This is a genomic window from Streptomyces sp. NPDC018045 (assembly GCF_044327445.1).
Classification (GTDB): domain Bacteria; phylum Actinomycetota; class Actinomycetes; order Streptomycetales; family Streptomycetaceae; genus Streptomyces.
On record NZ_JBIRFL010000002.1, the window covers coordinates 36,959 to 52,179 of the forward strand.

9 protein-coding genes are annotated in these 15,221 nt (G+C 74.9%); 8 read left to right on the plus strand and 1 reads right to left on the minus strand.

The window, feature by feature from the left end:
- Window positions 1-93 precede the first annotated feature (93 nt).
- The 5 genes from ACH4EB_RS04270 to ACH4EB_RS04290 are packed head-to-tail and all read left to right on the plus strand — an operon-like array spanning window position 94 to window position 10,353.
- Window positions 94-3,465 (plus strand): tubulin-like doman-containing protein, encoded by a 3,372-nt coding sequence (locus ACH4EB_RS04270; protein WP_398345780.1) that lies wholly within the window; start codon window positions 94-96, stop codon window positions 3,463-3,465.
- Window positions 3,462-6,161, plus strand: a complete 2,700-nt coding sequence (locus tag ACH4EB_RS04275; protein WP_398345781.1) for a hypothetical protein — start codon at window positions 3,462-3,464, stop codon at window positions 6,159-6,161. The genes ACH4EB_RS04270 and ACH4EB_RS04275 overlap by 4 nt, the downstream gene beginning before the upstream one ends.
- A gap of 9 nt (window positions 6,162-6,170) precedes the next feature.
- Window positions 6,171-7,277 (plus strand): hypothetical protein, encoded by a 1,107-nt coding sequence (locus ACH4EB_RS04280; protein ID WP_398345782.1) that lies wholly within the window; start codon window positions 6,171-6,173, stop codon window positions 7,275-7,277.
- On the plus strand, window positions 7,274-8,359 hold the full coding sequence (locus tag ACH4EB_RS04285) for a hypothetical protein (RefSeq protein ID WP_398345783.1): 1,086 nt from the start codon (window positions 7,274-7,276) through the stop codon (window positions 8,357-8,359). The genes ACH4EB_RS04280 and ACH4EB_RS04285 overlap by 4 nt, the downstream gene beginning before the upstream one ends.
- Window positions 8,356-10,353 (plus strand): hypothetical protein, encoded by a 1,998-nt coding sequence (locus ACH4EB_RS04290; protein ID WP_398345784.1) that lies wholly within the window; start codon window positions 8,356-8,358, stop codon window positions 10,351-10,353. The genes ACH4EB_RS04285 and ACH4EB_RS04290 overlap by 4 nt, the downstream gene beginning before the upstream one ends.
- 57 nt (window positions 10,354-10,410) lie before the next feature.
- Here the strand turns inward: ACH4EB_RS04290 and ACH4EB_RS04295 are convergent, their stop codons facing one another.
- Window positions 10,411-11,358, minus strand: a complete 948-nt coding sequence (locus ACH4EB_RS04295) for an alpha/beta hydrolase (RefSeq protein WP_398345785.1) — start codon at window positions 11,356-11,358, stop codon at window positions 10,411-10,413.
- Between the two features lie 109 nt (window positions 11,359-11,467).
- On the opposite strand from ACH4EB_RS04295, the gene ACH4EB_RS04300 reads away from it, so the two are divergent.
- The 3 genes from ACH4EB_RS04300 to argF all read left to right on the plus strand — a co-directional run bounded on the left by ACH4EB_RS04300 (window position 11,468) and on the right by argF (window position 15,001).
- A complete protein-coding gene (locus ACH4EB_RS04300; protein WP_398345786.1) occupies window positions 11,468-12,466 on the plus strand; it encodes a GlxA family transcriptional regulator in 999 nt (332 codons plus the stop codon).
- Window positions 12,467-12,643: 177 nt separating this feature from the next.
- Window positions 12,644-13,867 (plus strand): arginine deiminase, encoded by a 1,224-nt coding sequence (locus ACH4EB_RS04305; RefSeq protein ID WP_398345787.1) that lies wholly within the window; start codon window positions 12,644-12,646, stop codon window positions 13,865-13,867.
- 132 nt (window positions 13,868-13,999) lie between these two features.
- On the plus strand, window positions 14,000-15,001 hold the full coding sequence (gene argF, locus ACH4EB_RS04310) for an ornithine carbamoyltransferase (protein ID WP_398345788.1): 1,002 nt from the start codon (window positions 14,000-14,002) through the stop codon (window positions 14,999-15,001).
- Window positions 15,002-15,221 lie beyond the last annotated feature (220 nt).

Genomic DNA, 15,221 nt, shown 5'->3' on the forward strand with positions numbered 1-15,221 from the left:
CCGTGGTCCGGGCGGCCGGCCGCCCGGACCACCGGCGGCACCACATCTCGCAGCACAGGCCGCCCCTGACGGGCGGACGAGGGGAGCGACGACATGAAGATCTACCAGCCCATGCTGTTCGTGGGGCTGGGCGGCACCGGCGCCCGCATCGGCGCCGAACTGGAGCGGAACCTGCGCCGCGAACTGTGCGGCCCGGACGGTACCGACCTGGTCGGCCGCGGCAAGCAACGGGTCCCCTTCCAACTGCCGGACTGCCTCCAGTTCGTGTACGCGGATTTCAGCGAGTCCGAACTGGACCGGCTGCCGCACCTGAGCGCCCGCGGCCCGCAGGCGGCGGCGTTCGCCCGCACCTCCCGGGCCGTGCACAACCTGCTGCCCACCTACGACAACTCACCCGAGATGACCCGGATGCTGCGCATCGCGCAGCACGACGAGACGGCGGACTGGCTGCCGCCGCGGGTCGACGAGCCGCGGGTCTCCCCGCTGCACACCGGCGCCGGGCAACTGCCCACCGTCGGCCGGGCCGCGCTGTTCGCCACCCTGCGCAACGGACCCGACCAGGTGCTCGGCCCGCTGCGCGCGGCGATCGACGCGCTCAGCAAGTCGGCGGGCGACCTCCAGGAGCTGGGCGGCGGGCAGATCCGCGGCTACGACGTGTTCGTGGCGTTCTCCGTCGCGGGTGGCACCGGCGCCGGCATCTTCTACGACTTCCTGCACCTGATCGGGCACGCCTTCCACTCGGTGAACCTGCCCGGCGCGAAGATCTACCCGCTGGTCGTGATGCCGTCGGCGTTCCCGCCGGAGGCCGGCGGCGGCCGGGAGGCCGAACTGAACGCCGCCCGCGCCCTGGTGGACCTCTCGCACCTGGTCGACGACCAGAACGCGGCGGACGCCACCGCCGACCTCGGCGACGTGGAACAGCGCGGCTCGCTGAGCGTGAAGTACCCCGACATGGTGCCGGTCAGCCTGCGCACCTCCACCGTCCAGACGGCGTTCCTCTTCAGCCGTACCGCCGGTATGCGCCCCGACGACCTGCGCCGCTCCATCACCGCCATGGTCACCTCGCTGATCGGCACGGACCTGGGCGAGGAGAACACCCGCGGCCGGGCCGACGACGCCTACCAGTCCTTCGCCGCCAGCTTCGTCAACCGCGGCGCCAGCCGGTCGGCGGCCGCCGCCACCGGCATCGGCCTCCAGGGCATGTCCACCAGCCTGGCGGCCTCCATGACCGTGCCCGTCGACGAACTCGCCGAGATCGTCGCCGCCCGGATGCTGGCCTGCGCCGTCCGCGGGCTGCTGGACCGCGCCCGCCAGGGCGGCGAGGACCACCGCGCCCTCGTCGCCGAGGCGTTCAAGATGTCCAACATCGAGGAGGTCTGGGTCCGGGAGGTGGAGCCGGTGCCGGGACCCAACCCGGTGCCCAAGGGCGCGCGGGCCATCAGCAAGGAGCTGAGCGACCGGATCGACCGTATGCGGGACGAACTCGACTCGCTCGACACCGTCCTGGCCCGCCGCACGCTGGAGGCCGCGGAGCGCTTCAACCCGCGCCGCGCACTGCTCCACCTGCTCAAGGAGCACGACCCGTTCCGGCTGGAGCGGGTGTTCACCGGCAACCCGGGCGACAGCGACCAGGTGGCCCAGCAGGGTTTCTCCGGCATGCTCGACAACCGGCGCAACCGCCCGCGCATCCCCGACGGGGTGGACACCAACCCGCCGCAGGTGCCCCGTATCGGCCGCCGGATGGGCGGCGTGGTGCCCGCGCGCTGGGGCGACCCCGAGGTGGACGCCGCCCTCCAGGAGCAGGACGCCTGGTACCGCTGGGCGACCAACCGCACATGGCACGAGCAGTGGAAGGCGCAGGAGGCCCGCTGGCGGCCGACCGCCGACCGGACCATGAAAGAACTCTCCGCGCTGGTACGGGCCTTCCGCGACCACGAGGAGGGCGAGAACGGCCAGTTCCGCGAGCGGCGCCGCGAGCTGTACCGCGAGGACCGCACGGGCGTGTCGTACCTGCTCCCGCCGCAGAACTCCCTCGACGCCTTCTACGACGACGTGCTGACCCGCCTCCTCCAGCGCGAGGGCATCCCGGACAACCAGGACGAGGCCGCGCTGCTCGCCCGCATCGTCGAACCGCGGCACTGGGAACGCGCCCTGGAGGCCGGCCAGCGCTCACCGCGCGCCGCCGTCAAGGAGGTCAAGCAGGTCCTGGAGGGCCGGATCAAGAAGCTGTTCGGGGAGGCCGGCGTCCATCAGGAGCGGCCGCTGCTGCCGTCCCTCGGCGACCTCCTCGCGGCGGCGTCCGGGGACGAGGAGGCCGCCGAGGCGGTCGACGAGAAGTGGCTGGAGCAGTTCCGCTCCCAGCTCGCGGGTCTGCTGCCGGCCGGCTTCACCCCGGACGGCACCGGCAAGCTCAAGACCCTCATCGTCCGCCCGCAGACCAAGGCCAAGGGCAGTGTGGACAGCTTCCTGGAACAGTCGCTGCTGCTGCCGCGCGACGAGAACCGGCTGCCACCGGAATTCCGCGCCGTGCTCACCGAGTCGATCACCGTCGTGCTGTTCCGCAGCGAGATGAGTCTGACCGACATCTCCGAGGTGCGGCAGGTCCTGCGCCTGTGGGGCCGGGCCAGGGACCGGGAGGGCCGCGAGGACCACCTCCAGTGGCGCCAGCGCACCGGCTACCGCGACTCCTGGCTGGCCAGCACGGAGAGCGACCGGCAGCGGGTGCTGCAACGCATGCTGAGCGCCATGTGGAACGGGCGCGTCGAGGTCACCGGCGACCCGCTCTCCCCGGAGAGCGTCTGCTTCCGGCTGCGCGGCGGCGACTCGGCCACCATGACCCTGGCCCTGCAGCCGTACGACCGGGACGTGTCGAGCTGGTCCGACCTGCTGCGGGCGTACGAGCGCTGGGCGCTGCTGGACGCCGGTTCGGCGGTCAAGGACTTCTGCTCGGTGCTGATGGAGGCCCTGCCGGAGGGCCTGAGCACCACACCGAGGGAACCGGACCCGCTGTTCTGGACCTTCCTGCGCCGGGTGGCCCCGGCGGAGGGCGCCCGGCTGCGGCAGCGCGCCCACGACCTGGACGAGGACGAGCAGGACTGGATCGAGCCGCTGCTCCACTTCTGGACGACCACGCTGGACGGCGCCCTCGACCTGCGCTTCCCCAGGAGCCTGCGGGCCAACCGGCCCTCGCTGCGCGGCCTGGCCCAGGCGCAGGAACAACTGCGCGAGACCGGCGCAGCCCCGTCGCGGCTGCACCGGGCCAACGGGCACGGCCCGGCCGCGGAACCGCGTGCCCGGCGCACCGAGCCGGATGAACCGGAGCCGCACGAGCCGCCGTCCCGCCGGTCCACGGGCGCGTACGGGCCGCAGGCGCAGCACGACGACGCCCGCGCGGCCGGCGAGGACCGGCACGACCTGTGGGCCGACCCGTGGGACGAGGAGCCGAGGGAGGAGGACCTGCTGTGAACGCCCGTACCGCCGCACCGGTCGTCACCCTGGACCTGCGGGGCGGCCACGCCGGCCCGGACGGTGCGGACGGCGGGGGCGGGCTGCACCGCGCCGTCCGCACCGCGCTCGGCGGCGCCCCCGTCCAGGAGGCCGAGCGCATCCTGCTCGTGGACACCGCCCACGGGCTCGCCCGCAACCAACGCGTCTACGAACAGGTCCTCGCCCACGGCACCGGCCACGCGCTGTGCGTCGCGGTCGGCGCCCCGCCCGCGGAACCGGGCGACGGCGTCGCGGTGCCGCCCGCACCCACGCCCTGGGCCCTGGACCGGCCCTCACCGCTGCGCCCGCCCGCCGTCGGCGTGCTGTGGATCCTCGACCCGCACTGCGGCACCGCGACCGGAGCCACCCCGGACGAGGACGAGGGCGCGCTCCGCCCGCTCCTCGAACTCCTCGCCGCCCCCGCGGTGTTCGACGCCGTCCTGCACGCGGTGTCGGGCCTTCCCGACGGCGTGGCCGTGCCCGCCCTGCGCGTCCTGGAACACGACCTCTCGCACACCGCCCGCGACCGGGTCCGGCGGCAGGCACTCGCCGCCCTCGTCGGCCAGGACGACCCCGGCGGCCGGGCCCCGGTCACCGGCCCCGAGGCGGGCGGGGTACCCGCCGCACTGGCGCCGCTGGTCGGCGCCGGGACGTCCAGGCCCGTGGACAGCGAGGACTGGCGCCGGGCGGGCGGCGCGGCCGACGAGCGCCACCGGGCCTGTGAGACGGCGCTGCTGGAGGCCGATCACGCGTACGGGCGGCAGCGCCGCGCGGGCGGACTGCTGCGCGGCCCGGCCGGGGACCTGGACCTCGCCGAGGGCCTGGACGCGGCCGCCGAGGAACTGGCCGCGTACCGCGAGACCGTCGCCGAGACCCTCCGCGACGGCGACGGCGTCGGCCTGCCCCCGGAACAGCGCCGACGGCTCCACGAGCGGGGCATCGACCTGCCCCCGGTGCCGGAGGCCGACCGCGAACGGATCGGCCCCGCCCTGCGCGGCTTCACCCAGGACCTGCTGTCGCAACGGCTGCCGCTGCGCTCGGCGGCGGCCCGGCTCGGCGCGGTCGCCGACCTGGCCACGCCCACCGGCAGCGCCGCCCGCCTCGGCCGCCTCGACGAGCTGTGCCCGCCCGACCTGCCGCGGCGGATGGCCGGGCCCCGGCCGTTCGAGGTGCGCGGGGCGGCCGTCACCGAACTGGCCGGCGGCTGCGCCGTCGCCGCGGCGGCCGGCCTGTGGCCGGGCCCGGGCTGGGTGCTGGGGCCGCTGACGGCGCTGGCCGCCGCCGGGCTGACCGCGCTCGCCCTGGCCCGCCGCCCCGGCCGCGGCGGGGACGGCCGCCTCGACGGCGGCGGGCGGTCGGGCGCCCTGGCGCATCTGGGCGCCGGGCTGCTCGGCGCGGGCGCCGGCCTCGCCCTGGGCCAGGTGCTCGCGGTGCCCGCGTGGCTCGGGCTGAGCGCCCTGCTGGTGGCGCTGATCGTGCTGCCCCTGCTGGCGGTACGCCGCTGGACCGAGGCCCTGGACACCTGGTGGGCGGCGGGCGGCGGCTCCGAGGGCCGGGACGTGCTGGACTCCCTCGACGGGCTGCTGGCGGACGCCGTCATCCACGACTGGCTGCTGGCGGACGCCCGCCTGTACTGCGCGGACGGCGCGCGGGCGGTGGCCGGGATGATCCGCCGCGCGGCCACCGCGGCGGAGGGCCGCGATCCCGTACCCGCCACGGCGGGGCGCGACGGCGACGTCGCGGCCGGTGCCCGCGGCGGTGGTCCGCCGGAGGACGACCTGCTGGACGACGACTGGTTCGGCCCGTCGTACGACCGGCGTTCCGCGCCGAGTGCCTCGTACGACTCCTTCGAGAGCGCCGACCCCCGGTACGACGACGCCACGGCCCAGGGCTGGGACGACTGGGACGACTGGGACGGGGACCCGGAGCCCGGCGGCGGACCGGCCACCGACCACGGCACCCCCTGGCGGGACCCGCTCGCCGACATGGTGCCGCCGCTCCGGTGCCCGGAGAGCGCCGCGGCAGGCGGCCCCGCCCCGGTCGCGCCGCCGCCCGACGACGTTCCCGTCCCCTGGCTGGAGCGCGAGGCGGGCGACGGCGGGCCCGAACTGGTCGCCACCCTCGCCGGCGACCTCACCGACGGCATCGCCGCACTCCTCGACCCGTACTGGGGCACCATCGAGCGCGACCCCGGCGCGGCCATCGCGCCGCCCCTCGACCGGGAGGTGCGGCGGCTGATCGACGACGAGACCGCCCGGCTGGCCCGGGACGGGGTCGCCGCCGCCCCGGCGTTCGCCCGGGACCCCGCCTCCCGGCCGGACCCGGCCGTCCTGCTCGGCCTGCCGCCCGACCGGGTCACCCGGATCCTCCAGGAGCACGGGGACGGCACCGGCACGGTGCCGCTCTGCGCGGCCGAACACCGCCGGCTGCTCTCCCGCGACCGGCACGCGGCGCGAGGGGTGCGCTTCGCCCCCGACGTGGCGCGGCCCGGCGAGGACCCGCTGTCCGCCGACGGGCCCGGCCCGGGCGCCGACGACATGGTGTGGACCCCGGCCGGCCGGTATGCGGGCGTCTTCCGGCTGCTGCCGCTGCGCACCGGATCGGTGCGCACGGTCCGGCAGCGCGGCGGCAGCGACACCACCGGGCCGGAACTGCCGGCGAACGCGAGCGAATGAGGGGACGTCATGGACGAGTGGGCGGACCGGCAGAACACGGTACGGACATCCGACCGCGCGCCGGAGGACGGCGCCGCGCCCGAGGACGAGGCACCCGGGAGCACCGCGGGCAACGGCGGCCGCCCGGCCCGCGACCGTGTGGAGCTCGCCTTCTTCACGGACGAGGGCTCGCCCGCCCGACTGCTGGCGGCCTACTGGGGCGACCTGCCCCCCGGGCAGCAGCGGCACGGGCTGCGGGCCAGGCCGATGACGCTGGGCGACGACTGGCGGGTGCTGCAGTACCGCCTCGCGCACACCGCGCGCGGCGATCACCGGGCCCGCGACCGGCTGGAGGCGGAGGTGGGCGTCGGCCTCGCCGTGCGCCGGGCGTTCGGTGACGCCCCGTACCACCAGCTCTTCGCCCGGTTCGGCGGCTACCACCTCGACGTACGGGAGCCGTTCGTCTTCTACGAACCCGCGCGCGGCCGTCCGCTGGCGGCGCTCGCGGGCCGGGCCACGGTCAAGGAGCAGGAGCGCATCCGCAGCGAACTGGTCCTGGCCGTGCGGCTGTTGGAGGCCATCGGGGTCGTGCACCGCGGGCTGACGCCGTACTCCGTGCGGTGGGACGGCCGGCACGTCCGGCTGCCCGAGCCCGCTTCGGCCACCTTCGCCGGGCACCCCCGCGAGGCGCTGGGCGAGGCGCCCTGGGCCTCCCCGGAACAGCGCGCCGGGCACGGCACCGCGGACGCGCGCGACGACCTGTGGAGCGTGGCCCAGGTGATGTACCACCTGGTCACCGGCCGTGAAGGGGACCCGGACGGGCCACCGCGCGACCTGGCGCGGCTGCCCGCGCTCGGGGTGCTGTCCACCGCCTACGCGCCCAGGGCCCAGGAGCGCGGCCACCCCGTCGAGGTGCTGCGGATGCTCAACCGGCAGGACCCGCTCCAGGGGCGCCCGCTCCCGGCCGACCCCCTGGAGCCGGGCCGCCGCGCCTTCGACGAGGAACTGGCGCGCAAGAGAACGGCGTTGGGGCTGGACGACGACCCGGCGGCGCAGCCCGGCCCCGGCCGGACGCCGGGCCGCGGGCTGCGCGCCCTGTTCGGCACCGGCCGTACGGGCACGGGAGGGCGCCGGTGAGCACGTACCCGATGCCGCCCGGCCCCCGGCCGGTGGTGTGCCCGTACTGCCTCGACCCGATCACCTTCGACGAGGACCGGCTGTACGTACGCGACGAGACCAGCCGCTTCGTCCGCCTCGACCTCTCGGGCGAGCACAACCCGCTGCGCCGCCAGGACGCCCTGCGCGAGGCGTTCCAGGTGTGCGGCAACACGGCGGGGATGCCCGAGCACTACCTGCCCGCGCCCTACCTCACCAACGGCGAACCGCTGACGGTGGCCCTGGTCGGCAGCTCCCGGGCCGGCAAGACCCATCTGCTCGCCTCGATGATCGGCGAGGTGGAGCGCGGCGCGCTGGACGCCCACGGCCTCAAGGCCACCCCGCTGCACACCGAGTCGCACCGCTCCTACCTCAACGACCGGGTGCTGAAGCTGCGGGCCGGCGAGACGCTGGCGCACACCGAGCAGACGGACTTCGCGGAGTTCGCCGACGGGCTGCTGGTCAGCAGGGGCGGCACGACCCGGCCCGTGGTCTTCTTCGACCTGTCGGGCGAGGACCTGGAACGCACCGGCCGGGTGACCCGGTTCCTCGCCGCCGTCAACGCGTTCCTCTTCGTCGTCGACCCGCTGCGCGCGCTGCCGCTGCCGTACCTGGACGCCGTACGCGAACGCACCAAGCAGCGCACCGACGACCTCGGCGACCGCTCGTTCGGCACCGTCCTGGACCGGGTGCCGCGCGACGGGCCGTACGTGGACGCGGCGGCCGCGGTCGTCGTCGGCAAGAGTGACCTGATCCGGTTCGAGCCGGCCGTGGCGCGCTGGCTGGCCGCGCCCGAGAGCGCCCGGCCGACGGCGCGGGCCCTGCGCGAGGAGAGCCGCGACGTGTACGCCTTCCTGCGGCACCACGGCGGGCCCGCCTGGCTCAAACCGTTCAGCGACTGCGCGCGGTGCACCCTGCACTTCGCGTCGGCCACCGGTGGCCAGGAGGACGCCGGCGGCTTCCCCCAGGGCGTACGGCCGAGGCGGGTGCTCTCCCCGCTCCTGTCGGTCTTCGCGATGTGCGGGCTCCTGCCGGGAGCCGATCCCCAGGAGGTGGGACTGTGAGCGGGACCGACGCGCCGGTGCACCAGATCGTCTTCCGCTGGGACGCGGACCACGCCGTCGGCGGCGCGGGCGTGGGCCCGGTCGCCTGGTCGGGCAACCGGACCGGGCTACAGCCCATCTACCGCAAGGTCGCCTCGCTGCTGAGCGTGCCCGGCGACGGGGCGCGCGAGAGCCTGGCCCGGGTGGAGCTGCGGGGGGAGCCGGGCCACGAGAGTTCGGTCCTGCTGATCCGCCGCATTCCCGGCCAGGACCGCGGCGGCCGCCCCAGCACCTGCTCCCACGCGCTGCTGGGCAGCGCGTCCGTGCTGACACCCGCCCGCTGCCTGGGCCTGCACACCTGGCGCTGGGAAGGCAGCGGCGTCAACCTGCGGGAGGTCGAGGGGCGCTCCCTGGAGTGCGTACCGCCCCAGGCGCTGCGGGAGGCCACCGAGCGCGCGGCGCCGGCCCTCACCGACCGGACCGAGCAGTTCGCCGGCGAACTGACGGCGGTGCTCGCCGGGCGGCTGCGCGAACCGCGGCAGCGGCTGTCCGTACTGGACCACACGGGCGGCGACGGACCGGTCCCCGTCCTGTGGGCGGTGTGGAACCTGGCCGGCCGGGCCCTGCCCGGCTGGTCCTTCGCCACCCACGACACCCGGGACGGCGGGCCGTTCCGCTACGTCTTCGTACCGCGCTGGCCCGTGTCGGCGACGCAGGACCAGCAGTTGACCCGGCTGGATCCGGCCCGTCCGGACCACGACGACCCGGCCGAGGAGGCCGCCTCTCGGCTGGTCGAGCACTACCTCGACATCCGCTACGACCCCGGCGCGCTGAAGGAGACCCGCCGCGCGCTGGCCGAGCAGCACGTCTTCGGGGCGGAACGCCCCGACGAACGGGTGCGCCTGGTGTACGAGGCCCTGAAGTGGCTCAGCCACGCGGGGGGCCACCGCCGTGCCCGCACGGACCGGGTGGCCGAGCCCCGCGAGCCGCTGTACGACCGGGCCCGGGAGGAGCGGTACGAGAGCGCGGGGCGCGATGACCGGGTGTACGACAATCCGGGCCACGACGGCCGGGCGTACGAGAGTACGGGCCACGACGGCCGGACGTACGACAACCCGGTGTTCGACAACATGCGGCACGACCAGGAGCCGCCGCCCCGCCGGGCACCGGAGCAGCAGGCCGGGCCCCCGCAGCGCGCCGGCGACCTCGACCGCGTTTCCGCGCCGCCGGTCTCGCGGGCCGTCCGGGCCGGTACGGGGCTCGTCCGTGGCGTGAGCGCGGGGGAGCTGCGCCAGGCACTGCACGGCAACGGTGCCGAGGACTACCTGGCCGACAGCGCGGACAGCGTGCTCCTGGAGGTGCTCGGCAGCGGCCTCCCCGCCGAACAGGCCGACCGGGTGGCCCGGGTGCTGATCGCCCGCGCTCCGCACCGCACCGCCGCCGACGCGCTGGAGGTCTGCGGGCGGGTCCTGCGGGCCCAGCTCTTCCTCGACCCGTACGGCGGCCGCCGCGACGACGACCCGGTCACCGGGCCGGACGGCCGGGAACGGGTCCGCACCGCCGTGCGCCTGTACGACGGGCTGGTGCGGCCGCACAGCGAACAGGGCAGCGTCCCGGGCCTGTTGCGGCAGATTCTGCCGGACCTGTGGCACGGCCACCACGGGCAGGGCCGCGAGGTGCTGGGTCACCTGCTCGCCGACGGCCGGCCCACCGGCTTCGGTGACCAGGGCTGGCGGGCGCTGTTCGAGGCCGTGACACGGACGGCGGCGGCGTCGGCGACGATGACGGCGCCGCCGGGGCACGAGGAACAGCCGCGAGGCGTCCGCCGGTTCGCCGGCCGGGCCGTCGGACGAGGACTCCGGCTCCCCGCCCGGCGCCCCCGCCCCGGCCGCCCGCCGGACGACGCTCCGGACCGTACCGAGGCCACGGCCGGCCGGATCTGGGTCGGCGCGCTCCTGATGGTGATAGCCGTCGCGGTGACCCTGATCGCCGTCATCGCCCTGGCGGGTTCCTAGGTTCCGCCGTCGAGCCGGTCCCCGCCCGTCACAGGCGGAGCCGGGCGCCGGGCACGGTCACGGATGGAGTGCTTCGTGCAGGGCCCGCACCTGGTCCGCCAGGTTGCGCTCGCTGACCCGGGCCGTCGGGAACAGCAGGTCGAACCCGTGCACGGCGCCCGGGGCCTGGATGAGTTCGGTGGTGACGCCGGCGGCGCTCAGACGCTCGGCGTACCGGCGGCCTTCGTCCCGCAGCGGGTCGACCTCCGCCACGACGACGAAGGCGGGAGGCAGCCCGCTGAGGTCGGCGGCCTGTACCGGGGAGCCGTAGGGGGGAAGGTCCCGGCCCCCGGCGTAGTGGCGCCAGGCCCACTCGGCCGCGTCCCGGTCGAGGACCGGTGTATCGGTGAACTCCCGCATCGAGGCACTGGTCATGCCGCTGTCCAGGGCCGGGTAGATCAGCACCTGGAAGACCACCTCCGGGCCGCCCAGATCGCGGGCGCGCAGCACGGTGGAGGCCGCGAGGTTCCCGCCGGCGCTCACTCCCGCGACGGCGATGCGCCCGGGGTCGCCGCCGATCTCCGCCGCGTGTCCGGCGAGCCAGGTCAGGGCCGCGTAGGCATCGTCGGTCGCGGCCGGGTAAGGGTGTTCGGGCGCGAGGCGGTAGTCGACGGAGACGACGACGGCTTCGGCGTCCAGGGCGTACCGCAGGGCGTGGCCCTCCTCGGCCTCGGGGGAGCCGTAAGTGAAGGCGCCGCTGTGCAGGTAGAGGATGACCGGCAGGTCGTGGCCGGTGGCCGGGCGGTAGACGCGCAGGCGCAGTTGGCCGCCGGGCCCGGGGATGAACAGGTCGTGGACCTTCGCGCGTTCGTCGACGGGCGTATCGGGGTGTTCGCGCAGCCGTGCGTACAGCGCGGGTTCGGCGAGGACGGAAGCCAGGCCGTAGAAGGGGAAGACGCCCGCGTCGGTTGCGTCGGTGGTTTCCAGCAGGGCCTGGATCTCGGAGTCGACCGGGGGGACGGACATGAGGAGGACCGCGCCTTTCGTGTGGTGGAGTGCGGAACTGCCCTCAGTCTCTTCCGCCCACGAGCACCACAGAAGTGGCCCAGGGGCCACTATGTGCAACTATCGGGCCATGACGGTTACCGCTCCCCATCAGGTCGTGGTGCTCGCCCTCGCACCGGTGGTCGCATTCGACCTCAGCATCCCGGCCCAGATGCTGGCCATGGTCGAAACCCGCGCGGGGGGCGCGGCCTACGAGGTGCGCACCGTCACGCCCGACGGCTCCACGGTGCCGACGGTGAACGGGTACGGCGTCACCCCCCAAGGCGACCTGGCCCTGCTGGAGCACGCCGACACCGTGATCGTCGCGGGCACCCGCTGCCCGGAGGTGCTCGACGACGGCGCGGTGGACGCCCGTATCGCGGAGGCGCTGCGCACGGCCGGGCGGCGGGCCCGGATGGTGTCCCTGTGCACCGGGTCGTTCGTTCTCGCGGCGGCCGGCCTGCTGGAGGGATGCAGGGCGGCGACGCACTGGCGCTACGCGGAGCAGTTCAGGCGGCTCTTCCCGGCGGTCGCCCTCGACACCGATCCGCTGTACGTCGCCGATCGCGGGGTCCTGACCTCGGCCGGCGGCGCGGCGGCCATCGACCTGTGCCTGCACCTGGTCCGGGAGGACCACGGCAGTTCGGTGGCGAACCGCGTGGCCCGGTACAACGTCGTCGCGCCGATGCGGGACGGAGGGCAGGCGCAGTACATCGACCACCCGGTCCCGGAGGACGCGGGGACGTCGACGGCCGGGGCGCGGGCGCTGATGACGCGGCACCTGGACCGACGGTTGTCCCTCAAGGACCTCGCGGCGCACTGTCACATGAGCGTACGGACGTTCACCCGGCGGTTCCGGCAGGAGGCAGGTCTGTCCCCGGCCGAATGGCTCGCCTCGGCCCGCTTGCAACACGTGCGCCACCTGCTGGAATCGACCGACCTGCCGGTGGATGACATCGCCGCCAGGGCCGGCCTGGGCAGCGGCACGAACCTGCGGCAGCACATGCGGACCGCCCTGGACACCACCCCCTCCGCCTACCGGCGGGCATTCCGCTCGGCCACGACCACGCGCGCGCAGCCCCGGGCGTGACCCGGGACCGGGCGGGCGCGGAAACCCGGGCAGGGTCCGGGACCAGGCAGGTGCGGCCGGGACCGGCCCCCCCTGACGGTGGCCGCCGCCGGAAGCCGCCCCGGCGACAGCGGGAACCCCGTGTCGCGGCCCGTCCGTGGTCCTCCGCCGCGGGCCCCCAGCGGCGAAGATGGGGGCATGGGATTCCACGTCGACTCCGAGGCCGGGCGGCTGCGCCGCGTCATCCTGCACCGCCCCGATCTGGAGCTGAAGCGACTCACCCCGACCAACAAGGACGCCCTGCTCTTCGACGACGTGCTGTGGGTGCGCCGGGCACGCGCCGAGCACGACGCCTTCGCGGACATCCTCCGGGACCGGGGTGTCGAGGTCCACCTGTTCGGGGACCTGCTGGCCGAGACCCTCCAGGTCGCCGAGGCGCGCGAGCTGGTGCTGGACCGGGTCTTCCACGAGAAGGAGTACGGGCCGCTGGCCACCGACCACCTGCGGGCCGTCTTCGACTCGCTGTCCGTCCCCGAGCTGGTCGAGGCGCTGGTCGGCGGGATGACCAAGCGGGAGTACCTGGCGGCGCACCCGGAGCCGACCTCGGTCCGCTTCCACGTGATGGACCTCGACGATTTCGTGCTGCGCCCGCTGCCCAACCACCTGTTCACCCGCGACACCTCGGCGTGGGTCTACGACGGGGTGTCCATCAACGCCATGCGCTGGCCGGCCCGGCAGCGCGAGACGGTGCACTACGAGGCGATCTACCGGCACCACAAGCTGTTCCGCGGCGGCGGCTTCAACGTCTGGTCGGAGGGGCAGGCGGCCTACCCGTCGACCATCGAGGGCGGCGACGTGCTGGTGATCGGCAACGGCGCCGTACTGATCGGGATGAGCGAGCGGACCACGCCGCAGGCGGTGGAGATGCTGGCGCGCGGCCTGTTCGCGGCCGGCTCGGCCCGCACGATCGTGGCGCTGGACATGCCCAAGCGGCGGGCCTTCATGCACCTGGACACGGTCATGACGATGGTCGACGGCGAGACCTTCACCCAGTACGAGGCGCTGGGCATGCTCCGCTCGTACACGATCGAGCCGGGCGCCGGGGACCAGGAGCTGAAGGTCACCGACCATCCGCCGGAGCACATGCACCGCGCCATGGCGGCGGCGCTGGGCCTGGACGACATCCGGGTGCTGACCGCGACGCAGGACGTGCACTCGGCGGAGCGTGAGCAGTGGGACGACGGGTGCAACGTGCTGGCGGTCGAGCCGGGCGTGGTGGTGGCGTACGAGCGCAACGTCACCACCAACACCTTCCTGCGCAAGCGCGGCATCGAGGTCATTACCATTCCGGGCAGTGAGCTGGGGCGCGGCCGGGGCGGCCCGCGCTGTATGAGCTGCCCGGTGGAACGCGACCCGGTGTAGGGGAGGAGCCCGCGCGGCGGGGAAGGTAGGAGGGGGCGTCGTACGGGCGGTGGCCGGCGACACCGTGAATAGAGATACGGGGCGTCGTATAGACTTCCAGTATTCCGATTGCCGCGACCTAGGAGCCCATCCATGGCGACAGACCTCAAGGGCCGCCACTTCCTCAAGGAGCTGGACTTCGGCGCCGAGGAGTTCCACGGCCTCGTCGGCCTGGCGGCCGAACTGAAGGCCGCCAAGCGCGCGGGCGAGGAGGTCGCGCGCCTGCGGGGCCGCAACATCGCCCTGATCTTCGAGAAGACCTCCACCCGCACCCGCTGCGCCTTCGAGGTCGCCGCCGCGGACCAGGGCGCCTCGACCACCTACCTCGACCCGGCCGGGTCGCAGATCGGGCACAAGGAGTCGGTGAAGGACACCGCGCGGGTCCTCGGCCGGATGTTCGACGCCATTCAGTACCGCGGCAGCTCCCAGGCCGTCGTCGAGGAGCTGGCCGCGTACGCCGGCGTCCCGGTCTTCAACGGACTGACCGACGCGTGGCACCCCACCCAGATGCTCGCCGACGTGCTGACGGTCACGGAGCACGCGCCCGGCCGCCCGCTGACCGAGATCGCCTTCGCCTACCTGGGCGACGCCCGCTACAACATGGGCAACTCCTACCTCATCACCGGCGCGCTGCTCGGCATGGACGTACGGATCGTCGCGCCCGAGGGTCTGTGGCCGGACGAGGAGGTCGTCACCCGCGCCAAGGAGCTGGCCGCACACAGCGGCGCGCGCGTCACGATCACCGCGGACGTGGCCGAGGGTGTGCGCGGCGCGGACTTCGTCGCGACCGATGTGTGGGTCTCGATGGGCGAGCCCAAGGAGGTCTGGGACGAGCGGATCGCGCTGCTCGGCGGCTACGCCGTCACCATGGACGTGCTGCGCGCCACCGGCAACCCGGACGTGAAGTTCCTGCACTGCCTGCCCGCCTTCCACGACCTGGGCACCGCCGTCGGGCAGGACATCCACGAGCGGCACGGCCTGACCTCGCTGGAGGTCACCGACGAGGTCTTCGAGTCCGCGCACTCCGTCGTCTTCGACGAGGCGGAGAACCGGCTGCACACCATCAAGGCGATCCTGGTCGCCACCCTGGCCTGAGCGGTCCGGGGTCCGAGGTCCGCCTCGGTGGCGGAAGCCGGCCCTCGTGCCCGGCCTGGCCCGGCGCCGCCCTGTGCGGGGCGGCCCCGCGCGCCCGTATTGCATGGCTATGCGACCCCATGAGCGATCATGCACGTTTACGGGCTACCATCGAACGGGCTCACGGGTCCGGACCCACCGGTCCTGTCCCGCTCCGCGCGCGGCCCACCCCGCCGCGCGT

Excerpts from the sequence above, each read along its gene's own strand:
- ACH4EB_RS04270 (WP_398345780.1), top strand. The coding sequence starts at position 94 with ATGAAGATCTACCAGCCCATGCTGTTCGTGGGGCTGGGCGGCACCGGC.
- ACH4EB_RS04280 (WP_398345782.1), top strand. The coding sequence starts at position 6,171 with ATGGACGAGTGGGCGGACCGGCAGAACACGGTACGGACATCCGACCGC.
- ACH4EB_RS04295 (WP_398345785.1), bottom strand. The coding sequence starts at position 11,358 with ATGTCCGTCCCCCCGGTCGACTCCGAGATCCAGGCCCTGCTGGAAACC.
- ACH4EB_RS04300 (WP_398345786.1), top strand. The coding sequence starts at position 11,468 with ATGACGGTTACCGCTCCCCATCAGGTCGTGGTGCTCGCCCTCGCACCG.
- ACH4EB_RS04305 (WP_398345787.1), top strand. The coding sequence starts at position 12,644 with ATGGGATTCCACGTCGACTCCGAGGCCGGGCGGCTGCGCCGCGTCATC.
- argF (WP_398345788.1), top strand. The coding sequence starts at position 14,000 with ATGGCGACAGACCTCAAGGGCCGCCACTTCCTCAAGGAGCTGGACTTC.